This window comes from Labilithrix sp., assembly GCA_019637155.1.
Lineage (GTDB): Bacteria > Myxococcota_A > Polyangia > Polyangiales > Polyangiaceae > Labilithrix.
This window is the reverse complement of the sequence record JAHBWE010000007.1, coordinates 127,739-144,847: the sequence shown is the minus strand read 5'-3', so window position 1 is coordinate 144,847 and position 17,109 is coordinate 127,739. Positions and strand designations below refer to the sequence as shown.

Sequence of the window (17,109 nt, the reverse complement as noted above, 5' to 3'; positions counted from 1 at the left end):
GAACTTGATGAGTGAACGTCGTGAGCGGAAAGAGCCGAAAGGCGACAAGCTCGAGTTCGACGGTGTCGTCCAAGAGGCGCTGCCGAACGCGATGTTCCGCGTGAAGTGTGACAACGGTCTCGTGGTCCTCGCGACCATCAGCGGGCGCATGCGGCAGTTCTACATCCGCATCCTCCCCGGCGACCGCGTCACGGTGGAAGTGAGCCCGTACGATCCGAGCCGCGGCCGCATCACCTATCGCCACAAGTAGATTCTGCTAAGTAGCAAGGGAAGTCCGATGAAGGTCCGTCCGTCGATCAAGAAGGTCTGCGACAAGTGCAAGGTGGTCCGGCGCAAGAACGTCGTCCGCATCATCTGCGAGAACCCGCGCCACAAGCAGCGCCAGGGCTGAGAGGGTAGTTAGTCATGGCTCGTATTGCAGGCGTCGACCTCCCGAAGCACAAGCAAGTCGCGTACTCCCTCCCGTACCTCTACGGCGTGGGGCGCAAGCTCGCGCAGGTGATCTGCTCGCGCGCGAACATCGACCCGACGAAGAAGACCGAGGAGCTCACCGAGGCCGAGATCAAGCGCATCCGCGATCTCCTCGAGACCGAGATCCGGGTCGAGGGCGATCTCCGCCGCGAAGTGCAGATGAACATCAAGCGTCTGATGGACCTCGGCTGCTACCGCGGCCTCCGTCACCGCCGCGGCCTCCCCGTCAACGGGCAGCGCACGCACACGAACGCGCGCACCCGCAAGGGCCCGCGCAAGGGCATCCTCTCGCGCGGCGGCCCGCGCAAGTCCTGATCGGTAGGAGTAGCTAAGTCATGGCAAGCGCGAAGGGCGCCTCGGGCGCGTCGGCGAAGGGCAAGCAGGTCAAGAAGAAGGTCAAGAAGAACATCTCGACCGGCATCGCCTGCATCCAGAGCACGTTCAACAACACGGTCGTGACGATCACGGACGTCAACGGCAACACGGTGGCGTGGTCCTCCGCCGGCTCCCGCGGCTTCAAGGGCTCGCGCAAGAGCACCCCGTTCGCGGCGCAGCTCGCGGCGGAGGAGGCCTGCCGCCGCGCGATGGAGCACGGCATGCGCAGCGTCGCCGTCTTCGTGAAGGGCCCCGGCGCCGGCCGCGAGTCCGCGCTCCGCGCGCTCCAGACGGCCGGCTTCAAGGTCACGCTGATCCGCGACGTGACCCCGGTCCCGCACAACGGCTGCCGCCCCCCCAAGCGCCGCCGCGTCTGACGCGAGCCACCGACCACATCGAACGCCGCGCTCCGCCGAGGAGCCGCGGCGTTCGCGCATTTGCGCGCTGCGCTGGGCGCGTCCAGGGCGTGGGGGCGGCGCGGCCGGATGCACTTCCGTGTACGCTGCGCGACGGCACGCCGGAGCACCGCCGCTCGATCCTGCGCTGCTTCTGAGCGCGCGCGCGAGAGAGGGGCGCCGGTGACGAGCGCAAGAAGGCGAAGACGTTGCGTCGGGCGTCGTCGTATCGTGAGGGCCCATGCGGGCACGAGAGATGGGCATTCCGTTCGAGGGGACGACGGGGCCGCACAACGCGATCACGGACGTCGGCGGCATCGAGGTCGGGTACACCACCCTGATCGAAGGTTCGGGCGTCCGAACGGGGGTCACCGCGATCCTCCCGCGCGGGAAGGCGTCGAAGGATCCCGTCTTCGCGAGCTGGTTCCCGCTCAATGGGAACGGCGAGATGACCGGCACGGCGTGGATCGACGAGTCGGGCTTCATGGAAGGCCCCGTCATGCTCACGAACACGCACAGCGTCGGCGTCGTGCGCGACGCGGTCGTCCGCTGGCAGTTCGAGAACGGCAAGATGTTCCAGCCGTACTCGTACCCGATCGTGGCGGAGACCTACGACGGGACCCTTAACGACATCAACGGTTTTCATGTAAAACCCGATCATGCGCTCGCCGCGATCGCGGCGGCGAAGACGGGGTCGATCGCGGAGGGGAACGTCGGCGGCGGCACCGGGATGGTGTGCTTCCAGCTCAAGGGCGGCACCGGCACGTCGTCGCGCGTCGCGGAGCCGTACACCGTCGGCGTGCTCGTGCAGGCGAACTTCGGGCTCCGGCACCAGCTCGTGATCGCGGGCGTACCGGTGGGCAAGGCGATCCCGATCCCGCCCGCGGAGCCGGCGCCGCCGGCCGGTGAGCAAGGCTCGATCATCGTCGTCGTCGCGACCGACGCGCCGCTCCTCCCGCACCAGCTCCGCCGCCTCGCGAAGCGCGCCGCGATGGGCCTCGCGCGCACGGGCAGCCAGGCCGGCAACGGCTCCGGCGACATCATGCTCGCGTTCTCCACCGCGAACGCCGGCGCGGCGAGCCCGGAGTCGGGCGTCGCGCCCGTCGAGCTCCTCGCGAACGCGAAGATCAACCCGCTCTTCGACGCGACGATCTTCGCGACGGAGGAGGCGATCCTGAACGCGATGGCCGCGGCCGAGACGATGACCGGCTTCGAAGGCCGTACGATCGAGGCGCTCCCCGCCGATCGCGTGCGCGCGCTAATGGCCGAGCACTAGACCGACGACGGGGCCGAGGAACACCTCCGGCCCGGTCGACGTCGCGATCTCCGCCGCCGGCGGGATCGGGAACCGTCCGTCCTTCGCGTTCGCGCTCGGCTGGACCTGCCGGCTCGGGAGGTCGACGAGCATCTGCACGCCGGCGAACAGCTTTCCGCCCGGCGTGTTTCCGATCATGACGCCGCCGTCGAGCACCAGCGTCGGCGTCATGTAGAGCTCGAAGTCGACGCGGTCGCGAACGTTCGTGTCCTCGACCGCGCGCGTGACGCCCATCGAGCGGCCCGAGAGCCCGAGCGCGAGGCCGGCGGTGGGGCGCACCGGCGCGAGCTCCGGGATCCAGCGCGCCCCGACCGCGAGGGTGCCGCCGGGTCGGTGGAACGTCCAGACGTCCTTCCGGCTCGCGTCGACGTCGACCTTCACCGAGGAGTGGTCGTACGCGAGGAGGAGCGCGCCTTCGATCCCGATCGGGCCGAGCGAATACCCCACCCGCAAGCCGACGCCGCCGCCGTAGAGGCCGGAGCCTTCGGTCGGGACGCCCGCGCCGTACGCGGAGCGATCCTCGACCGTGTCGTGGTGCCCGAGCGCGAAGAGGCCGGCGAGCTCGACGCGCGTGTAGAGGCCGCGCCACGGATCGTAGGCCGGCGCTTCGCTCGGCGGCGTGAGCACGATCACGCGAGGCGCCGGCGTCGGTCGCACGAGCGTCAACGCGAGCACGTGGTCCCCGCCGCGCGTCACGTCGACCGTCGCCGCCACCGCGCCGAGCTCGCTCTCGGCCTCGACGCGATGCCGCCCCGGCTCGAGGTCGCCTCGCCACGGCGCGGCGCCGACGACGTCCCCGTCGACGCGCACCGTCGCGCGCGGCTCCTCGGGCGCGACGGTGACCTCGACGTGCCCCGTCTCCGCCGGCGTGGTGAGCGGCTTGGTGAGCGGACCGGCGACGGTCACCTCGTCGCGCCCCGCGATCTCGAACGCCCGCTCCAGCGGCTCGAACCCTTCTCTCGTCACCGTGACCTCGTGCGCGCCGGGGTTGAGCCGCACCGTCACCGGCGGCGCCCCGACGTCCTTGCCGTCGACGACGACGCGCGCGTCCGGCGCCGGCACGGTCACCGCGACGACGCCGGTGAGCGTCGCGAGCTCGGCGCGCGCGCGCTCGGCGTTCGCCTTGTCGGCCCGCTTCATCGTCGCGCCGTACTTCGCGAGGAGCGCGTCGTACGCGGCGTGCGCCGCCGCGTAGTCGAGGAGGTCGCGGTGCGTCTGCGCGACGTTGCGTTGAGCGCTCTCGCGCGGCGCGAGGCGGTTCGCCTCCTGGAACGCCGCGAGCGCCTCGGTGAAGCGCCCCGCTTTGTGCGCGCTCATGTCGGCGGGGCGCGCGTTCGGATCGAAGGCCATCAGGTCGGAGACGAGCACGTCGAGCGCGGGGTCCACGCCGGGGAGCACGTCGCGGAGGCGCGGGCGCGGCTTCGTGACGAGGTGGAGGATCTTCTGCTCGTAGTTCTCGAGCTCGGGCACCGGCGGCTCTCCGGCGAGCATCTCGAAGAGGAGCGCGCCGAGCGAATAGACGTCGGTGCGCGCGTCGATCGTCGCGAGCCCTTGCGCTTGCTCCGGCGACATGTACTGCGGTGTCCCGACGACGCAGCCGCTCATCGTGAAGCGCTGTCCGAGCCCGTCCCGCGCCGCGTCACGCACGAGCTTCGCGATGCCGAAGTCCACGAGCTTCACCGCGGGCGGACCGTCTTCGCGGACGCAGAGGAACACGTTCGCGGGCTTGAGGTCGCGATGGATGATCCCGCGTGCGTGCGCGCGCGCGAGGCCGCGCGCCGCCTGGTCCGCGATCCGGAGCGCCTCCGCCGCGGGGAGCCGCCGCTCGCGGGCGAGGCGCGCCTCGAGGTCCTCGCCCGCGAGCAGCTCCATCACGACGAAGAGGCCGTGCTCCTCGTCTTCGCCCGCGTCGAGCACCTGGACGACGTGGTCGCTCTCGATCGCGCTCGTCGCCCGCGCCTCTTGCTTCAAGCGGAGGGCGATCTGCGGGTTCTTCGCGTGCACCGCGTGCACGAGCTTCACCGCGACGCGCCGGCCGATCTCGACGTGCTCCGCGGCATAGACCGCGCCCATTCCTCCTTCGCCGACGACGGACACGAGGCGGTAGCGGCCCTTGATCGTCTCGCCGATGAGCCCCTTCGCGTCCGGCGCCGCCGGACCTGCTTGCTGGAGAATCTCTGTCGCTGCCACGCCGGACCAACGCCGGCGAGGTGCAAGGAGCAGGCCTTACGCCGCGAGGCGCTCGGGCTCGGCGGCGGGGGGCGCGATGACCGCGGGCGGTGCGTCCTGGAGGTACTTGGTCTCCGGGTTCTCGCGCCGCCAGATGACGTGGTCCATGAAGTAGTGATGCAGGTTCACGTACGTGAAGAGCGCGGCGAAGATCGGGGTCGGGCCCATCTCGTCGACGTCGCCGGCCGGGAGCTTCTTCGTGAACGCGAGGTCGAGGAACTCCGGCGCGCCGTGGAAGAGGAACCAGCCGAGGCCGAGCGACGCGAGCGCGATCGCGCCGACCCGCACGGAGGCGGGGCGCCCGAACGACGGCGGTCCTTCGTGCGCCTTCGCCTTGTTCTTGTTCAGGAGGTAGACGAAGAAGAGGTACTGGATCGAGTGGAGCGCGGGGATCGCGTAGCGGACGAGCGGGTCCGCGCCGGAGAAGATCATCCAAGACCAGATGCTGATGAGCAGCCCGAGGAGCGGACCGAGCGGGATCATCTTTCCTTCGCGGATCTTCCGCGCCGCGATCACGCCGACGAGGAGGAGCGAGCTCGCGCCGAGCACGACTCCGGTGAGGATCATGAGCCACTGCGGGTGCGCGACGCCGCGGTAGACGAGGCCCTTCTCCTCGAAGTAGCCGCCGTCGGAGACGGGGCTCGCCCACGCGAACGCCCACCCCGCGAACGCGTGGAAGAGCGTCGCGCGGCGCTCGGTCGGCGTGATCTTCACGCCCCGGCGCGCGGAGAGCACGGTGAGCACGCCGAAGCCTTGCTTCACGTAGTGCCAGCCGACGAGGAGGTACATCAGCTGCACCATCCAGCCGAGCGTCTGCGCTTCGTTCTTCCGGATCGCGTAGATCCCCCACGCGACGAGGACGATCGGGACGACGACGCCGGAGACGATCCAGCGCGCGCGTTGCACGCGCGGCACCTCGGGCGAGAACGCGCGCTTCTTGGCGTCGCGATAGAAGAGGAGGTACGTCACCGCGAAGTGCGGATCGTTGATGACGTACGCGAGGTAGAAGAAGAAGAAGCTCGTCTCGTACTCGGCCGACTCGAGGCCGAAGCTCCGGCGGAGGAGCCACGAGATCGGATAGAGGAAGAGGGTCGCGCCGCCCGTGAGCATCACCTCGGCGATGGCTCGTCGTCGCGTGATCCCGGCGTTCATGCCGCCGGATTGTATCAACGGTCGTCGCGTTCGCCGCGCGTCTCGAACGAGCGCGAGGTCGGCTTTCCGTCGCGGTCCACCCCGAGGAGCTCTTCGACCTTCTTTTGTGCGCTGTCGAGCTTGTCCTGGGAGGTGCGCGAGAGGCCGACCCCCTCCTCGAACAGGCGAAGAGACTCCTCGAGCGGAAGATCGCCGCGCTCGAGGCGCTGGACGATCTCCGAGAGTCGCTTCACTGCGTCCTCGAAGGACAGGTCCTTCTTCTCGTCGCTCATTTCTTTGCCGCCGGCGCCGGTACGGTCGCGGTAGCGGCCGCGGGGAAACGTGGCGCGAGGACGAGGCGCGACTCGCCGGGCGGCAGGCCCGGCACGACCGCGAACCCCTCTTCGTCGAAGACGATCGGCACCGCGACGCCGTCCGAGCGCACGATCGATCCGACGTACGGCTCGCCCGGCGCCGCGCCGCCGTCGAGCGTGATGCGCAGCCAGGCCGCCTCCGCCACGCGCGCGGGCGCGAACGGGCTCGTCGCCCCCGCGATCGCGCGCTTCGCCGCGGAGCGCACCGCGGCGTCGGGATCGAGCTCGCTCGCGAGCGCGAGCGCGTTCTTGCGCGCGGGGGCGGACGCGTCCTGCGTGCGCGCGGCGATCGCGGCGATCGCCGCGCGGCGGACGTCGACCTCGGTCTCCCAGGTGTAGAGGTCGGCGAGGCGGCCGGTCGCGTCGGGGAGCGCGGAGGCGGCGAGGCCGCGCGCGGCGTGGGCGCGCAGCACCGCGTCCTTCGAGCCGAGGAGGAGTGTGACCTTGCGCGCGAGCGACTCGTCGGCGCGGCGGATCAGCGCGTAGGTCGCGAGCGCGGCGTCGCCGCCGCCGGACTCGGCGCGCTCGATGAGGTCGGAGGTCGTCACCTTCGCGTCGGGATCGCCGCCGAGGAGGCCGATCGCGATGACCTGCCGCGTGATGGGATCCTCCTCGTGCCCGAGGCGGCGGATGAGCGCGCGGTCGCGATCGGCGGCGTCGCGCGCGGGGACGGCGAGCGATCCCATCGCCGCCGCGCGGCGCACGCGCGGGTCCTTGTCGTCGATGAACGCGTCGACGTCGGCCTCGCCGAGCGCGACCTTCGCGAAGACCCCGAGCGCGCGCTCGTGACCCTGCGCCGATCGCGCGAGCTTGAAGATCGCGTCGTCGGACGAAGAGAGCCGCTCTCCGCGCACGAGCGCGCGAACGACGTACGCGCGCACCGCGAGCGACGCGAGCCGGGTCGGGAGGAGACCGCCGACGAGCGCGCTCGCGTTCGGCGCCGGCGATCGCGCGAGGGCGAGGACGGCGAGGTACGCGAGCTCCGGATCGCCGAGGAGCTGCGGCGCGACGAGCGCCTTGGCCGCGCCTTCGTCCGGCGAGCGCCCGAGCGCGCGGATCGCGTCCTTGCGCAGCTCGCGATCGGCGCCCTCGTTCGCGCGCGCGGCGACGAGCTTCGTGATCTCCGGCGCGTACACCCGCTCGGCCATGTGGACGCCGATCGACACCGTCGCGTCGTCGGCGATGAGCGCGGTCGTGGCCTTGAAGCGCTCCGGCGCGGCGAGGAGGATGAACACCTCGCCCGCGGCCGCGCGGAGACGCACGTCGGTCTCGGCGATCGCGGCGCGCGCGAGCGGCCCCGCGCGCTCGTCGCCGAGCTCGGCGAGCGAGATCAGCGCGGCGCAGCGGACGTTCACGTCGGTCGAGCGCGCGGCGGCGTGGAGGACGTCGAGCGCGCGGAGATCGCCGAGGCGTCCGAGGAGGCGCAACGTCGGCACGTTGAGCGACGCGCCGGCGGTCCCGAAGAAGCCGGGCGCGTGCGGCGGATGGGTCGCGAGCCCGACGATGGCGGCGCTCTGTCCGCCGCCGCCCCCGCGCGCCGTCGCGTAGAGCGCCTCGAGCGCGCGGTCTCCGCCGCGCTGCGCGAGCGCGATCGCCGCCGTCGCGCGCGCCATCTCCGTCCGCGCGATCGGATCTCCCTCCTCGAGGAGGTCGCCCGACGCCGTGCGCGTGGTGGTGGGGAGCCGGCCGGCGATGCCGGGGTTCGCCACGCCGATGATCGCGAGGAGACCGGTGCGCGCGCGCTCTTGATCGGCGAACCGCGAGAGCCCGCGCGCGGCGGCGAGCAAGGCGCGCGGGTCGGCGCGGATCGGCTGGTTCCGCTCCACCGCCTCGACGAGGAGCGTGATCGCCTCCGGCGTCCCGATCGCGGCCGCGCGCTCGATCCCGCGGATGCGCTCGTCGGGATCGCCGAGCAGGAACGCGGCCTGCTCCGTCCCGACGTGCGAGCGGATGTTCCCCGCGCGCGTCCGCGTGAGCGTGGTCGCCGTCGCGGGCTTGCCGGGCTGCTGCGCGGCGGCGGGCGCCGGCGCCGCCACCGCGAGCAGGAGCGCGAGGGCGAACGCGCGCTTCACGGCTTCGGCGCGACGAGGATGGTGAACCCGAGCCCCGACGCGGCGGCGCCGGGCTGGTTCTTCACCGCGTCCCAGCCGACCGTCTCGGCTTCGCCGTCGCGGCGCGAGAAGGTCGAGAGCACGCGCACGACCGCGAAGCTCCGCGCGAGCGCGTCGAGCTGCGCGTCCGGCGCGGTCGGCCGCGCGCCGATCGCGACGGTCCACTCGGGGTGTTTGTTCAGCTCCTGCGCGAGCGCGCGCAGGACGACGACGCTCGCGGGGTCGACCTCGGGGAGCTCCTTCGTCCCGCCGATCTTGATCGGCGCGGCGAGCTTGAGGATCGGGCGCTTCGGGTCCTTGTCGTCGATCGTGATGAGGGGCTTGCCGCCTTCGTCGGGGCAGCCGTCCTCGTCGTCGACGCCGTTGAAGACCTCGGCGCCGTCGGGACACTTGTCCTCGTCGTTGGGGTAGGTGTCGCCGTCGCGATCCGGGTTCGGGCAGCCGTTGATCCTCGGATCGGTCGACGGGTCGCCCTTCACGTTCGGACACGCGTCGTCCTGATCGTTCACGCCGTCGCCGTCGTTGTCGGGATCGGGGCAGCCGTCCTCGTCCTCGAAGCCGTCCTTGTCCTCGGCCTGGGTGGGGCACTTGTCGATCACGTCGTCGATGCCGTCGCCGTCGCTGTCCTTGGGCGCGCAGCCGTTGAGCCGCGGGTCCGCGTTCGGCACGCCCTTCTCGTTCGGGCACGCGTCCTTCGCGTCCTCGACCCCGTCGCCGTCGGCGTCGGGGAGCGGGCAGCCGTTCTTCTTCGGATCGCTCGACGGCACGCCCTTCACGTTGGGGCACGCGTCCTCGCGATCGATGATGTTGTCCTGATCGTTGTCGAGGTCGGGACAGCCGTCGGAGTCCTCGAAGCCGTCGATGTCCTCGGGGTGCTGCGGGCAGCCGTCGACGTCGTCCTTGATCCCGTCGTCGTCCATGTCGTGCGCGCGCGGCGACCAGCCGATCGCCGCGACCGCGCGGAAGATCGGGACGCCGACCGCCTGCGTGAGGCCGATCTCGCCGCCGACGGTGACGAAGACGTCGCGGTAGTGACCGATCTCGATGCGGTCCGAGAGCGCGAGCTGGACGGGGGAGAGCGCCGCGCTCCCGCGATCGCCGGTGCCGAAGGGACCGACCGGGCCGGCCGGCAGCCAGCCGTGGAGCGCGACCTCGACCCGCTGGCGGTTCTTCGGATCGATGCCGAAGACGCCGGGCTTCATCGCGAGCGCGACGGTCCACGGCAACTCGTCGCCGAAGCGCACGCCGCCGGCCTCGGGCTCGGGCCAGAACTTCCGCTCGGTGCGCAGCTTGTAGCCGACGCTGGCCTGCACCGCGGCCACGAGGAGCGTGTATTCTGCAAGCAGTCGTCCGGTCGCGGTCGGCGCGACCTCGCCGACGAAGCCGTTGCGGTCGCCGGTCGGGAGCGTGAGGAGCGCGAGCGCGGCGAGGCCGAAGCCGCCCTGCTCGTTCCGGATGATCGTGCCCTTGCCGGTGAAGCCGAGGTCGCCGATCGCGGACGAGGGCGTCGACTGCGACTCCGACACGGTGGCGGGGAGGGGACGCGTCCCGCTCTGGTTGACGATGACGGGGAGCGACGCGCCGAACGCGAGGCGCTCGCCGATGCCGATGTTCAGGAGCGGGGTGAAGGAGAGCTGGTGCGAGACCGGTCGCACCAGGACCTCGTCGGTGCCCGCGCGCCGGAGCGAGATCGGCCGGAACGCGAACCCGGCGTACGCGCCGAGCGACAGGACCTGATGCCCCGGCGTGACGGCGGGCTCGAGCACGAGCGACGCGTTCGGATCGGTCGAGGGCCGATACGTCGACATGTCGAGGCCGGGCCGATGTTGGGCCGAGGCCGAGGTCGTACCGGCGAGAACTGCAAAAAGGACGGGCGCAGCGAGCGCGCGCGCGGGCGACTTCACGCCCGCAGACTACTTCACTCGGCTTCGCCGTGTACCGCCGATTCCGCGTCGAGACGGGACGGGAGGACGTGGGCCATCCGGGTCCGCTTGGCCTCGAGATATCCGCGGGAGAACGGGGTCGGCGCGATGACGACCGGGAGACGCCCTTCGACCTTGACGCCGAGGCCCTCCAGGCCGGAGACCTTGGCCGGGTTGTTCGTCATGAGGAGGACGCTCTTCACGTCGAAGTGGTCGAGCATGTCCTTCGCGGCGTGGTACTCGCGGGCATCGTCGGGGAGGCCGAGGAGGCGGTTCGCGTCCACCGTGTCGTGGCCCTTGGACTGCAGCTCGTACGCGCGGATCTTGTTCGCGAGCCCGATCCCGCGGCCTTCCTGGCGGAGATAGAGCACCGCGCCCGCGCCGCGGCGGGCGACGTCGGCCATCGCGGCGTCGAGCTGCTCCTTGCAATCGCACTTCAGCGAGCCGAAGACCTCGCTCGTCATGCACTCCGAGTGGATGCGGACCGGGATGGCCGCTTTCTCTCGGATGTCGCCGAAGACGAGGGCGACGTGCTCCTGCTGGCAGGCGCCGTCGCCCGGCACGCTCGTGCGGAACACGTGGGTCGAGAAGGTACCGAAACGCGTGGGCAGCTCGGCGGAGGCAAGCCACAGCGTCTTGGGCTGAGGCCGGATCACCCTGTCGGGGACGTGCATCTCAATGATCTCCTGATTCTTTTTCGAAACCGGCCCAGAACGTAAGGCCGGACGACGGTTCTGTCATCCATGCGGCCCGGAAGCAAGCTGGCTGAGCATTCGATGACGCACGGCGCGCTTTCGTTCCACTGCTAGGGTCCGCCGTCGAGGAGGGGTATCCCCATGACGACTTTCACCGAGCACAAGCAGGGCACGTTCTCGTGGATCGAGCTGGCGACGAAGGACGCCGCGCAGGCGAAGAAGTTCTACGGTGAGCTCTTCGGTTGGTCCTTCGAGGACATGCCGGCCGGGCCGGACCTGATCTACTCGATGTGCAACATCGGCGGGAAACACGTCGGCGCGCTCTATCAAATGGGCGCGGAGATGGCGAAGGAGGTGCCCCCGCACTGGGACTCGTACGTCACCGTGAACGACGTCGACGCGACGACGAAGAAGGTCGCGCCCGCGGGCGGCAAGGTGGTGAAGGAGCCGTTCGACGTGCTCGACGTCGGCCGCATGTCCGTCGTCCAGGACCCGACCGGCGCCACGCTCTGTCTGTGGCAGGCGAAGAAGCACATCGGCGCGTCGATCAAGGACGACCCGGGCACGCTGTGCTGGAACGAGGTCTACACGTCGAACGTCGATCGCGCGGGCAAGTTCTACAGCGAGGTGCTCGGGTGGAAGCTCGACCCGGTGGACATGGGGCCGATGGGCGTCTACACGCTCTTCAAGGCGCCGGGGGTCGAGGACTCGGTCGGCGGCATGATGGGCATCACGAAGGACATGGGGGACGTCCCCTCGCACTGGTGCGCGTACATCGCGACGAACGACGTCGACGCGTCGGCGAAGAAGGCGACGGACCTCGGCGGAACGATCATGGTCCCGCCGACCGACATCCCGAACATCGGCCGCTTCTCGATCGTCTCCGATCCGGGCGGCGCGATGTTTGCGCTCTACAAGAACATGCACTGACACTGCTCGCGGTCGCGATCGCGGTCGGACGGCGTGTCGTCCGTCGGCTATGATCGGAGGGTGGGCATCTTCGACAAGCTGAAGGATCGCGTCGCCGACGCGATGGCGGACCGCGCGAAGCAGCACAGCGCGGACCTCGCGAAGGCGGCGGCGAAGAAGACGGCGGAGTCCGCGCTCGCGGCGGCGAAGGGCGCGGGCCGGAAGCTCGAGGAGGCGATCTTCGGCGAGCGCGACGAGCTCCCGGCGAAGGAGGACGACGAGTCCCCAGCGGCGAAGAAGAAGCGCGAGGAGGAGATGGGCGAGAAGCTCCGCGCCGCCGACCGCCGCGTGAAGGAGGCCGCCGCGAAGCGCGCCGAAGAGGAGAAGGCGCGCGCCGCGAAGACCGCCCGCACCGAACGCGAGGTCGACGACGAGCTCGCCGCCCTCAAGAAGAAGCTCGGCAAGCGCTGACCCGAGCGCGTCACACGTCGGCGCGCGCTCGCGCGAGCAGCTCGGTCAACCCGGCGCCCGCGGCGACGGAGTCGAGGTACACGTCGTCGAGCTCGGAGCCGACGGAGCGCAGGACCGAGACGTCGGCTTGGCGTAGCTCGTCGGGGTCAGTCATGGGGCCAGCCGAAGGCGGCGCGCATCGTCTCGGGATCGATGATGCGCGCGGCGAGGCGGAGCCGGTGCGTGCGGTCGTCCTCGTCGGGGTGGTCTTTGCGGATCTGCGCGAGCGCGGCCCCGTGCACGAGGATCGTGAGCGAGATCGCGCGGTCGACGCGCTGCGCCGGGGTCATGCGGCGGATGCCTTCGCAGACGATCGCCCAGGCCTCGGGGCTCGTGTCGCGCGGGCGCGTCATGGAGGAGAGCTTAGCAAGCGCGGTTTGGCGCGCGGCTTGCTTTGGGCGCGGCGATGATCCGGAAGGTTTGGGTGGCCGGGTTCGTCGCTTGTGGCGGCGCGGTCGCGGCGGACGGAGACGCCGGCGGGACACCCGTGCTCGACGCGGGCAGGGACGCAGGCACCGATGCCGCGGTGGCGCCGCGGCCGAAGGTGCGCGCCGACCTGCTCGGTGAAGCATGCACCGGAAGTGACGAGTGTTTCGACGTCGAGGCGTCGTGCGCGAACTACGACGCGGTCGACATCATGCCGCGCGGACCGCTGTGCGCCCCCGCGAGCCCGTGCTCGATCGTGACCTGTCCCGATGGTCAGGTGTGCTCGCAGAGCGAGGTGGAACCCATCACCGTGAACTGCGTCGCGCATTAATTTCCGTCAGCATCGTTACGGCCGCGCGTGCGCACGCTGACGGCGCTCGCGTCATTCTTTCTTCGCCGGACGGAGGCGCTCCATCATCCGGTAGAACGACGGGCGCGCGACGCCGGCGAGCTCTGCGGCCTTCGTCATGTTGCCGCTCGCGCGCTCGAGCACCTGCGGCAGGTAGCGCTCCTCGAAGCGGTCCATCACGAGCTTGCGCGCCTCGTGGAACGTGAGATCGGCGAGGTCCATCTCCGGCACCTTCGCCGTCTCCATCGCCTCGTCGAAGAGGCCCTTCGCGCCCTCGCCCAGCATCGCGTGACGCTCGACGACGTTGCGGAGCTCGCGCACGTTGCCGGGCCACGTGTACGCCGTGAGCATCGAGGCGAAGTCCTCCGGGAAGTCGGCGTCCTCGTCGCGCTTCAGCGAGCGCAGCATCGCGCGCGCGATCGGCAGGATGTCGTCGGTGCGATCGCGCAGCGCCGGGACCGACGCGCGGATGACGGCGAGGCGGTAGAAGAGGTCACTCCGGAACTCGCCCGTGCGCGCGGCCTCGGTGAGGCGGCGGTTCGTCGCCGCGACGAAGCGCACGTTGATCGGGCGGACCGCGCTCGAGCCGACGGGGCGCACCTCGCGCTGCTCCATCACGCGGAGGAGCTTCGGCTGCATGTCGAGCGGGAGCTCGCCGATCTCGTCGAGGAAGAGCGTGCCGCCGTTCGCCTCTTCGACGACGCCCTTGCGCGCGCGATCGGCGCCGGTGAACGCGCCGCGCTCGTGGCCGAAGAGCTCGCTCTCGATCAGCTGCTCCGGGATCGCGCTGCAGTCGGCGACGACGAACGGCTCGTTCGCGCGCGCGCTCTTCGCGTGGACCGCGCGCGCGAGGACGTCCTTGCCGACGCCGCTCTCGCCCTCGATCAGGATCGTGAGGTCGGTCGCGGCCGCCTTCTCGAGCTGCGCGAAGAGGTGGCGCATCGCGGCCGAGACGCCGATCGCGTCGCCGAAGCGATCGCTCGTGCTGAGCGGCAGCTCGATCGACTCCGTCGCGAGCGTGACCGCGATCATCGTCTCGCCGATGCTGAAGGCGACGTCGCTCGTCACGAGCACGTCGTGGACGCGGAGGCCGCCGCAATAGGTGCCGTTCTTGCTGCCCTCGTCGCGCACGCGGATGCCGGCCGGCATGAGCGCGAAGCGGAGATGCTCGCGCGACACGGCGGGATCGGTGAGCCGGAAGTCGGCGGACTCGCCGACGCCGATCACGAACGACGGCTGATCGAGCTTCACCGTCCGGCCGGTGTCGGGACCCTTCGTCACGCGCAGCGTCGCGGCGCGGAGCTTGATGCTGCGCGGACGGAACTGGAGGCTCTTGGTCCCTTCGAACATCGCCTGCGAGCATAGCTCAGCGCAGGAGCAGGATGACGGTGGTGATGCCCGCCGCGAGGAGCGTGGCGCCGAGCGCGATGTCGGTGCCGAGCGCGAGGCCGTTCTGGTACGACTGGGCGGCGGCGAGATCGCCCTGCGTGATGCCGAAGCGCTCCGAGCGCGCGAGGAGCTCGCTCTTCGCGCTCAGCGTGAGGATGCCGAGCACCGTCGTCGTCGCGGCGAACGCGCCGGTCGTGCCGAGCCCGAGCCAGAGCGGGAGGCGGCTCTTCTCTTCCTGCGGCGGCGCCGGCTTCGTGACGAAGAGCACCTTCGCCGGCGGCGGGGCGGGAGGCTCGACGAGATCGAGCTTCACGTCGACGGTGGGGAGATCGCCGGGGACGTCGAGCGCCTGGCGCGCGGGGAAGAGCGCGTCCTTGCTCGCCGCGACCGTGCGGCGACCGGCGGCGACGAGGACGGGACCGGGGAGCGGGCTCGTGCCGACCGGCGCGTCGTCGACCGTCACCGCCGCGCCGTCGACGCTCGTCGTGATGTTCAGGTACGCGACGTGCGCGGTGAGGCGCTTGACCTCCTCGCGCGCGGTCGCCTTCTTCGCGCGCGGCACGCCCGGCGTCGCGGCGTACTTCTCGAAGGTCGTGTACGCGCAGACGTAGTCCTTCAGCTCGGCGCACGCCTGACCGATGTTGAAGAGGATGACCGGGCTCGGCGCGCGCGCGTACGCCTCCTTGAACTCCGCGAGCGCGGGGGCGTACGCGCCCTTGCGATAGAGCTCGACGCCCTTCTTGAAGTGCGCGCGCCCCGCCTTCTGCGCGCTCGTCGGCGCGGCCTCTGCGTGCGCCGCGCCGGCGAAGAGCGCGGCGGCGACGAGGAGGGCGGACGCGCGCTTCATCGATACGGATCGCCGTCGTCGATCGGGCGCCCCGCCGGCTTCGGCTTGCCGCGCGGCTTCGGCGCTGGTCGCGGCGCGGCCGCGGGCTCCTGCTGGGCGGCGGAAGGCGCGGCCGCGGGCTCCTGTCGCGCCAGCGCGAGCGTGAGGTTCGTGTCCGCGTCGGCGCGGAGCTCGCGCGCCGTCGTCACGTAGCCGTCCGCCTTCGCCTCGAGCTGGAGCACCGTGCCCTTCGGCACCATCTGCGAAAAATGTGTACTTTGCACGTTGCCGTCGAGCGTGACGACCGCGCTCGCGGGCTGCACGTCGACCGTGAGCCGTACCTCCTCGACGACGGCGGGCGGCGGCTTCTCGGCCGCGGTGCGCCAGACGATGAGGCTGCCCGCCGCGACGACGCCGATGAGCACGCCGACGACGGCGAGGCTCATCATCGAGAGCCCGCTCGCCGGCTGCGGCGCGCGCGAAGGACGCAGGTCGGAGACCTGCACGTCCGCGGTCGACACCGACGGCGCCGGCCGGCTCGATGGCGCCGCGGGATGGAGGGGGAGCGGCCCGCTCGGCGCGGGGCGGCTCGATACCGGCGGCGGCGCGAGGAGCTGCGTCGACGCGGGCAGCGCGAGGTGCGGCCCCGACGGGTTCGCGGCGAGGGTCATCGTCGCCGTGTGGGCCGCGCCCTCCTCCGCGCCGTCGCGGCCGGCGGTGGCGATCGCGTCCTCGGTCGCCTTCTTCGACGCCGCGCGGTGCTTCGCGAACCGCGACTGCATCATGCGCGCGACGGCGCGCGGCTCGAGGCGCACGGAGGAGAGGAAGCCCGCGAGCGCGTCGTGCAGCTCGAGCGCGGTCGCGTAGCGATCCTCGGGCTCGCGCGCCATCGCCTTCTCGCAGATCTCGAGCAGCGCCGGCGGCGTCCCCGGCAGCGCGTGCTTGCGGATCGAGGGATCGCGGCCGTCGAGCCGGCGCGCGAGCGCGCTCATGTCGTCCTCCGTCCGCGACACGAGCTTCCGGCACGCGAGCGCCTCCCAGATCATGACGCCGGCGGCGAACACGTCCGCGCGGCGATCGACGACGCGCCCGGCGAGGAGCTCCGGCGCGATGTAGCCGACCTTGCCCTTGATCACGCCCGACTCGGTCTTCTGCGAGCCGGAGATCTTCGCGATGCCGAAGTCGACGAGCTTGGCCTGTCCTTCGTACGTCACGAAGAGGTTCTGCGGAGACACGTCTCGATGCACGACGTGGAGCGGCCGCCCGTCGACGTCGGCGAGGTCGTGGGCGTAGTGCAGGCCGAGGAGGCCCTCCGCGATGACGTGGAGGTGGACGTCGCGATCGATCTGCTCGAAGCCGTCGCCGGCGAGGATCTGGCTGAGCGCCTTGCCTTCGAGGTACTCCATCGCGAGGTACAGCTCGCCCGCGTCTTCGCCGGCCTCGTACGTCTGGACGACGTTCGGATGCGACAAGAGCGCCGCGACGCGCGCCTCGTCGAGGAACATCCGCCGCAGCTCGGGGTCCTCCTCTCCGCTCTGCCGCAGCACCTTGAGGACGATGAGCTTCGAGAAGCCCGCCGCGCGCTTCGAGAGCGCGAGGTACACGCGCGCCATCCCGCCCTCACCGAGGGGGCGCACGAGCTGGTACCCACCGATCTCGCGCGGCGCGCGCGTCATCGGCGC

19 protein-coding genes are annotated in these 17,109 nt (G+C 71.2%); 8 read left to right on the top strand and 11 right to left on the bottom strand.

Annotation, left to right across the window (positions count from 1 at the left end):
- Positions 1 to 7: 7 nt before the first annotated feature.
- The 5 genes from infA (at position 8) to KF837_16290 (ending at position 2,517) form a co-directional block, all read left to right on the top strand.
- Complete coding sequence (gene infA / locus KF837_16310) at positions 8 to 250, top strand: translation initiation factor IF-1 (protein ID MBX3228886.1); 243 nt, start codon at positions 8 to 10, stop codon at positions 248 to 250.
- A 27-nt stretch (positions 251 to 277) separates the two neighbouring features.
- Positions 278 to 391: a 50S ribosomal protein L36 gene (gene rpmJ, locus KF837_16305; GenBank protein MBX3228885.1), complete on the top strand. Its 114-nt coding sequence runs from the start codon at positions 278 to 280 to the stop codon at positions 389 to 391.
- Positions 392 to 405: 14 nt separating this feature from the next.
- Positions 406 to 786: a 30S ribosomal protein S13 gene (rpsM, locus tag KF837_16300; protein ID MBX3228884.1), complete on the top strand. Its 381-nt coding sequence runs from the start codon at positions 406 to 408 to the stop codon at positions 784 to 786.
- 20 nt (positions 787 to 806) lie between these two features.
- Positions 807 to 1,223: a 30S ribosomal protein S11 gene (gene rpsK, locus KF837_16295; GenBank protein ID MBX3228883.1), complete on the top strand. Its 417-nt coding sequence runs from the start codon at positions 807 to 809 to the stop codon at positions 1,221 to 1,223.
- 274 nt (positions 1,224 to 1,497) lie between these two features.
- On the top strand, positions 1,498 to 2,517 hold the full coding sequence (locus KF837_16290) for a P1 family peptidase (protein ID MBX3228882.1): 1,020 nt from the start codon (positions 1,498 to 1,500) through the stop codon (positions 2,515 to 2,517).
- Here the strand turns inward: KF837_16290 and KF837_16285 are convergent.
- The 6 genes from KF837_16285 to KF837_16260 form a co-directional block, all read right to left on the bottom strand.
- Positions 2,500 to 4,746, bottom strand: coding sequence for a serine/threonine protein kinase (locus tag KF837_16285; GenBank protein MBX3228881.1), 2,247 nt, complete (start codon positions 4,744 to 4,746; stop codon positions 2,500 to 2,502). The genes KF837_16290 and KF837_16285 overlap by 18 nt on opposite strands.
- 36 nt (positions 4,747 to 4,782) lie before the next feature.
- The gene (locus KF837_16280; GenBank protein MBX3228880.1) at positions 4,783 to 5,937 is read right to left on the bottom strand and encodes a hypothetical protein; all 1,155 of its coding nucleotides are present in this window, start codon (positions 5,935 to 5,937) and stop codon (positions 4,783 to 4,785) included.
- A gap of 14 nt (positions 5,938 to 5,951) precedes the next feature.
- Positions 5,952 to 6,209, bottom strand: a complete 258-nt coding sequence (xseB, locus tag KF837_16275; protein MBX3228879.1) for an exodeoxyribonuclease VII small subunit — start codon at positions 6,207 to 6,209, stop codon at positions 5,952 to 5,954.
- Complete coding sequence (locus KF837_16270; protein ID MBX3228878.1) at positions 6,206 to 8,362, bottom strand: HEAT repeat domain-containing protein; 2,157 nt, start codon at positions 8,360 to 8,362, stop codon at positions 6,206 to 6,208. Before KF837_16270 ends, xseB begins: the two co-directional genes overlap by 4 nt.
- Positions 8,359 to 9,603 carry a thrombospondin type 3 repeat-containing protein gene (locus KF837_16265; protein ID MBX3228877.1) on the bottom strand — a complete coding sequence of 415 codons (1,245 nt, stop codon included), beginning with the start codon at positions 9,601 to 9,603 and terminating at the stop codon, positions 8,359 to 8,361. Before KF837_16265 ends, KF837_16270 begins: the two co-directional genes overlap by 4 nt.
- A gap of 716 nt (positions 9,604 to 10,319) precedes the next feature.
- The gene (locus tag KF837_16260) at positions 10,320 to 10,997 is read right to left on the bottom strand and encodes a GTP cyclohydrolase II (protein ID MBX3228876.1); all 678 of its coding nucleotides are present in this window, start codon (positions 10,995 to 10,997) and stop codon (positions 10,320 to 10,322) included.
- A 162-nt stretch (positions 10,998 to 11,159) separates the two neighbouring features.
- Here KF837_16260 and KF837_16255 point away from each other — a divergent pair, with 162 nt between their 5' ends.
- The gene (locus KF837_16255; GenBank protein ID MBX3228875.1) at positions 11,160 to 11,948 is read left to right on the top strand and encodes a VOC family protein; all 789 of its coding nucleotides are present in this window, start codon (positions 11,160 to 11,162) and stop codon (positions 11,946 to 11,948) included.
- Positions 11,949 to 12,008: 60 nt separating this feature from the next.
- Positions 12,009 to 12,398: a hypothetical protein gene (locus tag KF837_16250; protein ID MBX3228874.1), complete on the top strand. Its 390-nt coding sequence runs from the start codon at positions 12,009 to 12,011 to the stop codon at positions 12,396 to 12,398.
- Between the two features lie 10 nt (positions 12,399 to 12,408).
- On the opposite strand, the gene KF837_16245 is transcribed toward KF837_16250, so the two are convergent.
- Positions 12,409 to 12,552 (bottom strand): hypothetical protein, encoded by a 144-nt coding sequence (locus KF837_16245; protein MBX3228873.1) that lies wholly within the window; start codon positions 12,550 to 12,552, stop codon positions 12,409 to 12,411.
- Entirely contained in the window at positions 12,545 to 12,790 is a 246-nt protein-coding gene (locus tag KF837_16240; GenBank protein MBX3228872.1) for a hypothetical protein, read from the bottom strand. The genes KF837_16245 and KF837_16240 overlap by 8 nt, the downstream gene beginning before the upstream one ends.
- Before the next feature lie 53 nt (positions 12,791 to 12,843).
- Between KF837_16240 and KF837_16235 the strand changes: the two genes are divergently transcribed.
- Complete coding sequence (locus tag KF837_16235; protein ID MBX3228871.1) at positions 12,844 to 13,194, top strand: hypothetical protein; 351 nt, start codon at positions 12,844 to 12,846, stop codon at positions 13,192 to 13,194.
- Between the two features lie 51 nt (positions 13,195 to 13,245).
- Here the strand turns inward: KF837_16235 and KF837_16230 are convergent, their stop codons facing one another.
- From KF837_16230 to KF837_16220, 3 genes are read right to left on the bottom strand one after another with little or no spacing between them, the layout of a single operon-like run.
- Positions 13,246 to 14,562 carry a sigma 54-dependent Fis family transcriptional regulator gene (locus tag KF837_16230; protein ID MBX3228870.1) on the bottom strand — a complete coding sequence of 439 codons (1,317 nt, stop codon included), beginning with the start codon at positions 14,560 to 14,562 and terminating at the stop codon, positions 13,246 to 13,248.
- A 16-nt stretch (positions 14,563 to 14,578) separates the two neighbouring features.
- The gene (locus tag KF837_16225; GenBank protein ID MBX3228869.1) at positions 14,579 to 15,448 is read right to left on the bottom strand and encodes a hypothetical protein; all 870 of its coding nucleotides are present in this window, start codon (positions 15,446 to 15,448) and stop codon (positions 14,579 to 14,581) included.
- Positions 15,445 to 17,103, bottom strand: coding sequence for a protein kinase (locus KF837_16220; protein ID MBX3228868.1), 1,659 nt, complete (start codon positions 17,101 to 17,103; stop codon positions 15,445 to 15,447). The genes KF837_16225 and KF837_16220 overlap by 4 nt, the downstream gene beginning before the upstream one ends.
- Positions 17,104 to 17,109: the final 6 nt, after the last annotated feature.